This window comes from Sutterella massiliensis, assembly GCF_016899755.1.
GTDB lineage: Bacteria > Pseudomonadota > Gammaproteobacteria > Burkholderiales > Burkholderiaceae_F > Sutterella > Sutterella massiliensis.
On the sequence record NZ_JACJJC010000042.1, the window covers coordinates 1 to 2,123 of the forward strand.

1 protein-coding gene is annotated in these 2,123 nt (G+C 62.9%); it reads left to right on the forward strand.

Features of this window, described 5'->3' with window-relative positions:
- A partial coding sequence (locus H6A60_RS11005; RefSeq protein ID WP_205104567.1) for a zinc-binding dehydrogenase occupies window positions 1–2,123 on the forward strand: 2,123 nt, incomplete at both ends.

Here is a 2,123-nt window from a genome sequence, read left to right on the forward strand (position 1 = left end):
CGATGAATCTCCTTTGCGGCTCGAGACCCGGGTGGTGGTCGCCGGTAGCCGCAAAACGTTCGGGCGAGGGCATCACTGCGCGGGCTTCCCGCCTTGCGGGCGAAGCCGATTGGCTGAGCGTACTCGAAGGCACCGGCTTCTCGGTGCACGCTGCGTGCGGCGCCAACGCAGGTAACGGTGCGTCCGGCGAAACCGACGATGAAGCGCTTTCCCTCATTGCGCCCAAGATGCTTCTTGTCGGCTGCAAGGCGACGGAAGCGATCGACGGATTCGAAGCCAATAAGGCAAAGGCACCCGATACGAACACGCAGACGGATGCCGGTGAAGGCACTGATGTCGAGGCATCCGCTTCGACCGTGTACGCCGCAATTGTTGCCGACGCCGAAAGCGTCGACGCCGGTCTCACGGGCGCCGTTCTTTCCGTCATGAAGCGCGAAGGCGTTTGCGCCGAAAAGACTGTTGTTTGGGCAGACGTTCTCTCAAACGAAAAGACATTCCTCCAGGCACTTCCCGCCGGTGCGCGCCTAGCGCTCTTCTGCGGCTTCAACGCTGCTGACGAAGCGTCAGCCGATGCTGCCGATGCAACTCTCTCCAACTTCCCGCTGAAGCTCTTCAAGCTCTTGAGTGCGGCCGAATTCATGAGCGAAGAGGGAACGCTCGCTCCCGGCATCCGAATCGATGTGGTGGTACCGCGGCTTTCGGGGCTCCCGCAGAGTCGTTCTGCCTGCGGCTCGATTGCGAACTTTGCTGCTGCTGACGGTGCGCTTGGGCTTGTTCGCGTTTTTCGCAACGAGTGCCGAACGGTCGGCGCTCGCATCCTTTCGCTCGGCGACTGCGACGTGGGAACGATCCGTCGCGCCGCTCGGTGGCTCCTCGGAGACGCCTGCGACGAATCGGCCGCGGTCGACGGGCACCTTTACGAACGCGTCGTGACGTCTGTCGACTCCTGTGCACTTGCGGGCTCGAAGTCGTGCACCGCTCACGAAGAAGTACTGGCCTTCGATTCGCCGGGCCGTCTCGAACGACTTTACTGGAAGCCGATCGAGGCACCGCTTCCCAAACTCAAGGGCGACGAGATCCGCGTGGCCGTGAAGGCCACGGGCCTCAACTTCCGCGACGTCATGTGGGCGATGGGGATGCTCCCCGACGATGCGCTCGAAAACGGGTTCTCCGGTCCCACGATGGGCCTGGAGGCAGCGGGCGTCGTCACGGCTGTAGGACCCGACGTGCGCGAACTGAAGGCGGGCGACGAAGTCGTCGCATTTGCACCTGCGTGCTTCTCAAGCGTCATCACGACAACGGAAGGTGCTGCCGCGAAGAAGCCGTCGACGCTTTCGTTCGCCGAAGCTGCTTCCGTTCCCGTGGCCTTCTTCACGGCCTGGTACGCCATCCACTGGCTCGGCCGCGCGAAAAAGGGCGAAAAGATTCTGATTCACGGCGCTGCGGGCGGCGTGGGGCTTGCGGCCGTTCAGGTTGCAGCGCTCTTGGGGCTCGAGGTCTATGCGACGGCCGGATCGGATGCGAAGCGCACGCTTCTCTCTCGCCTGGGCGTCAAGCACGTCTACAATTCTCGTTCCCTCGCTTTCGGTGAAGAAATCCGCCGCGACACGAACGGGCGGGGCGTCGATCTTGTTCTCAATTCGCTTGCTGGCGACGGTGCCGAGAAGTCGCTTGATCTTCTTGCGCCGCTCGGTCGATTCCTCGAGCTCGGCAAGCGCGACTTCTACGCCGACAGCGCCATGTTCGTGCGGCCCTTCCGCCGCAACATTTCGTACTTCGGCATTGATGCCGACCAGATTCTCGTCGATGCGCCGGAACTCGCGCACGAACTCTTTGCCGAAGTGCTCGGACACTTTGAGACGGGCGATTTCCGACCGCTCCCCTTCATGATGTTCCCGGCCGAAAATGCGGCCGAAGCCTTCCAGACCATGCAGGCTTCGCAGCACATCGGCAAGCTCGTCGTTGTGCGCGGCACGCGCTCGAATGCCGCCAACGACTCCGAAGCTCCTGCAGCGTGCGAAGCGCAGCTCGGCTGCGGCACCAAGCATGCCAAGCGTTTTGAAGACTTGGTGGCGGGCGGCACCGTGATCATCTCGGGCGGGTTGGGCGGTCTCGGCCGCAAG